This window comes from Lutibacter sp. (genome assembly GCF_046055765.1).
Taxonomy (GTDB): domain Bacteria; phylum Bacteroidota; class Bacteroidia; order Flavobacteriales; family Flavobacteriaceae; genus Lutibacter.
This window is the reverse complement of sequence record NZ_JASFZF010000062.1, coordinates 1-6,389: the sequence shown is the minus strand read 5'-3', so window position 1 is coordinate 6,389 and position 6,389 is coordinate 1. Positions and strand designations below refer to the sequence as shown.

Here is a 6,389-nt window from a genome sequence, read left to right as displayed (position 1 = left end):
GAAGGTTGTTTATTTCTTTGCCGTTTAATTTTATTTATAGACAGATTATTAGTAGTCGCAGGCTGCTGAATTCCTTTAACTTCTTGTAATGCAGATTTTATTGATTTTTTCTTGGTCATACTTCAAACTCAATAATTGTCGTAAATTTAAAATATTTATTTTGATAAAAATGCAACACTCAAAATAATGTTTCGTCTTTATAAATAGAAGTGACCAACTGAATGAGTAAAACGTTTTTTTAAACAACAAAATTGTTGAAGATTGTAAGCAAAACAATACAAAAGCACAAATGCAATTGTATGATATGTATTGCAAAGCAATGTTCACTATAGCACTAAGGTATGTGAAAGATAGCTTTGTTGCTGAAGATATGATGCAAGAGGCATTTTTAAAAGTTTTTAAAAACATACATAGCTTTAAAGGTGAAGTTACTATAGGCTCCTGGATTAAAAGAATTGTAATTAATCAATGCATTGATTATTTGAAAAAGAAAAGAATTGAGTTGGTATCAATTGAAGAAAAAGAACTAACCATTGCAGATGATGGTGATTGGACCGTTAAAGAAGAAGTTACAACAGTTATTGTTACTTCAGCAATTAACAGTTTACCCGAAAAATACAAAGTAGTTTTAAACTTGTATTTAATTGACGGATTTGATCATCAGGAAATTGCAAAAGTGTTAAACATTACTGAGGTTTCATCAAGATCACAGTTAATGCGTGGTAAAAACAAATTAAAAGGACGATTAAAACAGTGTAATTATGCCTAAAGATTTAAAAGAATTATTGAAAAACGAGTCAATGCAAACAAGTAAGCTTTCAAAAAATCATAGAATTAATTTTGAAGTAAAATTGAAGCAAGAAATGAATATAACTAAAAATAAGTACAATTATATTTTAAAGATTGCAGCATCGTTTTTAGTTATTGTGGGTTTAGGTTCGTCTATTTTTTACTTTTCAGGAAACACAGTTCAGAAAATACCTAAAACTGCTAAGATTGAAAGGTTAGGAAGTATTTCTCCAGAATTAAAGAATATAGAAAGTTTTTATTTAGCAAGTATTAATACTGAAATTTCTAACCTTAAAGAAACCCCTAAAAATAAAGAGTTGTTAGATGGTTATTTAGAGAAAATAGGAGAATTAACCAATGAGTATAAATTACTTACTAACGAGTTAAACATTGAAGGTTTGAATGAAAAAACAATTAATGCTTTAATTAATAATTTACAACTGCGTTTAAAATTATTGTACCAACTTAAAGAGCAATTAAACGAATTAAAAAAACTTAACAACACACAAAATGAAAACTTACAGGCACAAAATAGTCACTTTAACATTATTATTTTTAACAATTATAAGTGTTAAAGCACAAAAATTTGATAAAACAATTAAAGAAAAGTTTAAAGTAAATTCTGATGTAGCAATTGTAATAAATGCAACAAATACAGATGTTGATATTGAAACTTGGAACAAAAACGAAGTATCCATTGAAGCCGTAATGGAAGTAGAAGGTGTCACAAAAGCAGCAGCTGAAAAAATATTGAAAAAATGGAAGTTTGAGGCTTTAGGGAATAAAAGTAAAGTTAAAATTACTTCTCTCTCCACTAATTTTGATTTTAAATTTGATTTCGATTTTAATTTTCCAGATATTGACGTTCCACATTTTGAAATACCTGATATAGATTTTCCTGATTTTGAAATGCCTGAAATGCCAGAGATGGATTTTGATGAATTTGATTATGATGCATATAAAAAAGACTCTTCCTATTTGAAAGGTTATAAAATAAGAGTGGCAAAACAAGTGAAGAAATTTAAAGAAAGTGGTTATAAGGAAAGGTTAGATTTAGTACGGAATTCTGATGAGTATAAACTTAAAATAATTGAGTTTAAAAACTCTAAAGAGTTTAAGAATATAATGATTGAATCTAAAAAAATAGCCGAAAAAGTTAGAAAAGAAATACTTAAAAATAAATCTGAATTAAAAGAACAGATAAAAGGAGCTAAGAAAGCTAGTAAAATGGCTATGGAAATGATTAAAAAAATGAAAGAAGAAGGTAAATTTGATTCAATTCACAATTATTCAAATTCTATTCATAAACTTTCAGATTCTATTAATATTCAGGGTGAGAATATTTATTATAGTAGTGACAACAAAAATTCTAAAGTTAAAGTTAGAAAGTACTTTAAAATCAAAGTACCTAAAAATGCAACATTCGATTTAAATGTGAGACATGGAAAGTTAAATATTCCAAATTCAAATAAAAAATTATCAGTTAATATAACTTATGGTAATTTTGTTGGGGGAATTATTAGCGGTGTTAAAAATGAATTAAAATTTTCGAATTCTCCAGTAATAATTAACACTTTAAATTCTGGAAATGTAACCTTAAAAAATGTTCCAAACGCTACGTTTGGAACATTTAGCAATGCTAATTTATTTTCAAATTCATCTGATGTTGTAATAGATGAAGTTGGTGATAATGTTGCTCTAAGTCAAAGATTTGGAAATTTAGAGGTGCTAAAAATTGTGCCAGATTTTAATAACTTAAATATAATTTTAGATTACGCTAAAGGTACATTTAAACTATCTGATGCAGCTTTTACTTTTCAAATTAACGGAAAAGATTCCTCCTTTTTTATTGAAGATTTTTTCAATAAAACTACGAATATTAAAAAACGTGGTGTAGAAACTATTCAAGGTTTTTTAAAAGATAAATTTTCTCAAAATAAGCTCGTTTTAACGGGGGTTTATAGTTCAGTTAATTTAAATTAGGTTTTCTTTTTACTTCAATAAAAATACTACAAAATCCATTGTAGTATAAATTTTTCCATTAGGGATTTGTTTTTATCTTTACAACTTTAAAAACAACTAATAATTAATGGAATTATACAAAACAAATCAGCTTAAAATATACAATTCTTTAAGTAAATCTAAAGAAATTTTCAAACCAGTTCTCGAAGGAAATGTTGGAATGTACGTTTGTGGACCTACAGTTTACAGTAATGTACATTTAGGAAATGTAAGAACTTTTATGTCATTTGATTTGGTTTTTCGTTATTTACAGCATTTAGGTTATAAAGTTAGATACGTGCGTAATATTACTGATGCTGGGCATTTGACGGATGATGATTCCGAAGATAAAATTTCTACAAAAGCACGCTTAGAGAAAATAGAACCTATGGAAGTTGTACAAAAATACACTGTTGATTTTCATACAATTCTTCACAAATTGAATTTTTTACCACCTAGCATTGAACCAACTGCTACAGGTCATATAATTGAGCAAATTGAAATTATTAAAGACATATTAGCCAAAGGAATGGCTTATGAAGTAAATGGGTCTGTGTATTTTGATGTATTAAAATATAATGAAACTGAAAATTACGGAATACTTTCAGGGAGAAAAATTGAAGATTCTATTGAAAATACAAGAACGTTAGATGGACAATCGGAAAAGAAGAATCCACAAGATTTTGCACTTTGGAAAAAAGCAGATGAAAGTCATATTATGCGTTGGCCATCTCCTTGGAGTGATGGTTTTCCAGGTTGGCACTTAGAATGTTCAGCAATGAGCACAAAATATTTAGGAAAAACTTTTGATATTCATGGAGGTGGAATGGATTTAAAATTCCCACATCATGAATGTGAAATTGCACAGTCTAATGTGAACAATCATGTACATCCTGTTAATTATTGGATGCACACAAATATGTTGATTTTAAATGGTCAAAAAATGTCTAAATCAACGGGAAATTATATTTTACCAAATGAGATATTTACAGGTGAAAATAATATTTTAAGTAAACCATTTTCGCCAAGTGCTACTCGTTTTTTTATGTTTCAAGCTAATTACAGAAGTATTTTAGATTTTACAAGTGCAGGTTTAGAAGCTTCAGAAAAAGGGTATTTAAAACTAATTGAGGCAATTAATGTATTAGATAAAATTGAAACTTCATCTTCATCTTCAATTGATATTAAAGCTTGGAAACAAAAATGTTACGATGCAATGAACGACGATTTTAATAGTCCGGTTTTAATTGCACAATTATTTGAAGCTGTAAAATATGTCAATTTATTAATTGACAAAAAAGAAACTTTAACAGTGAATGACTTACAAGAATTTAAAGCAACAATACATACGTTTGTTTTTGATGTTTTAGGGTTAAAAAATGAAGTTGAACAAGATAGTTCAGATAAAATAAATGGGGTTATAGAACTATTGATTCAAATGCGTAAAGATGCGCGTGATAATAAAGATTGGAATCTTTCTGATAAAATTCGTGATGAACTAGCATCTTTAGGTATTCAATTAAAAGATGGAAAAGATGGTACAACTTTTTCAGTAAATTAAATTGAAAAGTTTCACTAAAATATTGGCAATTCCTTTTATTTGGCTCGTGCGCTTTTACCAAGCGGCAATTTCGCCTTACACGCCATCAAGTTGTAGATATTCACCAACGTGCTCTAGCTATACATTAGAAGCACTTCAAAAACATGGGTTTTTTAAAGGCGGAAAATTAGCCATTAAACGAATTGGGAGTTGTCATCCATGGGGTGGAAGTGGTTATGATCCTGTTCCTGAAAAAGACGAAATAGCTAATAAAAAATAGCTTACTTTTATAACTTAATTAAAAAAATAAATCAAAAAAATGATGCTACTTCAAATAGACTGGAATCCTTCACCAATATTATTTAAATTAGGACCTGTTGCCATTCGTTATTACAGTTTAATGTTTGTATTAGCTTTTATGATAGGCTTGTATTTAATGAAAAAAATATTTATTAATGAGAAAATTTCAATAGAAAAATTAGATTCTTTATTTATTTATATTGTTGTTGCAACATTAATTGGTGCACGTTTAGGACATTTCTTGTTTTATGACCCCTCTTTTTTATTTCAACATCCATTAGAAGTAATTTTGCCAGTTCGATTTTCTCCAACTTTTGAAGTTACAGGCTATAGAGGCTTAGCAAGTCATGGTGCAGCTATTGGGATAATTATAGCCATGTATTTATTTAGTAAAAAAGTGCTTAAAAAACCCATATTTTTTATATTAGATAGGATTGTTGTGCCAGTAGCAATAGGAGCCATGTTTGTTAGATTAGGTAATTTAATGAATTCTGAAATTATTGGAAAACCTACAAATTCCAATTATGGTTTTGTATTTAAACGTTTAGGAGAAGATTTTCCACGTCATCCAGCTCAGTTATATGAAGCAATTTGCTATTTAGCAATTTTTGTAATCCTTTGGTTCGTATATTGGAAAACTAATAAAAAAGAAAAACAAGGTTATCTTTTCGGGTTATTTTTCGTGCTATTATGGACCGTTAGATTTGTGATTGAATTCTTTAAGGAAGCACAAGTTGAAGGTCGTGAAGATTGGGTTTTAGGATTAAATACAGGACAAGTTTTAAGTGTACCATTAGTACTAATTGGGTTATACTTTATGTTTCGTAAAACAAAAGCATAATATTTAAAGTGTCAGATTTATTTATTGAGGATAAAGTATTTGAGAAAAAAGATTTTTCAATTGAAAAATTTACTAGAGGAGAATATGATAATTGTACTTTTATAGATTGTATATTTTCTAATTCTGATGTATCAAATAGTGCTTTTATTGAATGTGAATTTGATACTTGTAATTTTAGTTTAACAAGTTTTAAAAACACATCTTTAAAAGATGTAGAGTTTAAGAATTGTAAAGTTTTAGGAATTCAATTCCATAATTGTGATGAATTTTTACTACAACTTAACTTTGAAAATTGTTATTTAAATTTGGTTTCATTCTATAAATTAAAACTGAAAGGAATCATATTTAAAGAGTGTAAATTACTTGAAATTGATTTTACCGAAACCAATTTAATAAATGCTAATTTTAAGGATTGTGATTTGTCAGGAACAATTTTTAATCATTCAATATTAGAAAAAGCAGATTTTAGAACAGCTTATAATTATTTGCTTGATCCCGAATTGAATAGTATAAAAAAAGCAAAATTTTCAATAGTTGGACTACCAGGTTTGCTGAGTAAATACACTATTGAAATAGAAGAATAAATTCATAAAAAAAGCCACTCAATTGAGTGGCTTTTTTTATTATCCTTTAATTTGTTCTCGTTTAAATTTTTCAAATTTTGTGTCTTTATTTTTAGGCCAACTATTATTGCTTAAATCTACATCGGCAGTTTCTTCATCAGGATCTATAGTAATTTTTTTTATTGCTTTGCTTGAAGGGAAAACTTTAGTGACTTCTTTATCATTCAATCTCCAAATTTGAGCAGGATATTGTTTGCGTTCTTTAGTACCATCTTCATATTCAAATTCAACAATAATAGGCATTACTAAATCACCAGGTTTTTCAAACTTCAATTCGTAAAAATATTTTGGAGCT

General features: G+C 27.8%; 7 protein-coding genes and 1 pseudogene. 7 read left to right on the top strand and 1 reads right to left on the bottom strand.

Annotated elements, in window-relative coordinates:
• Positions 1-289 precede the first annotated feature (289 nt).
• From QM495_RS06655 to QM495_RS06625, 7 genes are all read left to right on the top strand, one after another.
• Positions 290-769: an RNA polymerase sigma factor gene (locus QM495_RS06655; protein WP_408671331.1), complete on the top strand. Its 480-nt coding sequence runs from the start codon at positions 290-292 to the stop codon at positions 767-769.
• Positions 762-1,364, top strand: coding sequence for a hypothetical protein (locus QM495_RS06650; protein WP_408671330.1), 603 nt, complete (start codon positions 762-764; stop codon positions 1,362-1,364). The genes QM495_RS06655 and QM495_RS06650 overlap by 8 nt, the downstream gene beginning before the upstream one ends.
• Positions 1,300-2,772 (top strand): hypothetical protein, encoded by a 1,473-nt coding sequence (locus QM495_RS06645; RefSeq protein ID WP_408671329.1) that lies wholly within the window; start codon positions 1,300-1,302, stop codon positions 2,770-2,772. Before QM495_RS06650 ends, QM495_RS06645 begins: the two co-directional genes overlap by 65 nt.
• 106 nt (positions 2,773-2,878) lie before the next feature.
• On the top strand, positions 2,879-4,351 hold the full coding sequence (gene cysS / locus QM495_RS06640) for a cysteine--tRNA ligase (RefSeq protein WP_408671328.1): 1,473 nt from the start codon (positions 2,879-2,881) through the stop codon (positions 4,349-4,351).
• A 1-nt stretch (position 4,352) separates the two neighbouring features.
• On the top strand, positions 4,353-4,610 hold the full coding sequence (gene yidD, locus QM495_RS06635) for a membrane protein insertion efficiency factor YidD (RefSeq protein ID WP_408671327.1): 258 nt from the start codon (positions 4,353-4,355) through the stop codon (positions 4,608-4,610).
• 39 nt (positions 4,611-4,649) lie between these two features.
• Entirely contained in the window at positions 4,650-5,471 is an 822-nt protein-coding gene (gene lgt, locus QM495_RS06630; protein WP_408671326.1) for a prolipoprotein diacylglyceryl transferase, read from the top strand.
• A gap of 8 nt (positions 5,472-5,479) precedes the next feature.
• Positions 5,480-6,055: a pentapeptide repeat-containing protein gene (locus tag QM495_RS06625; RefSeq protein ID WP_408671325.1), complete on the top strand. Its 576-nt coding sequence runs from the start codon at positions 5,480-5,482 to the stop codon at positions 6,053-6,055.
• A 39-nt stretch (positions 6,056-6,094) separates the two neighbouring features.
• Here QM495_RS06625 and QM495_RS06620 read toward each other — a convergent pair.
• Positions 6,095-6,389 (bottom strand): annotated as a pseudogene (locus tag QM495_RS06620) (M1 family peptidase); the annotation flags it as partial.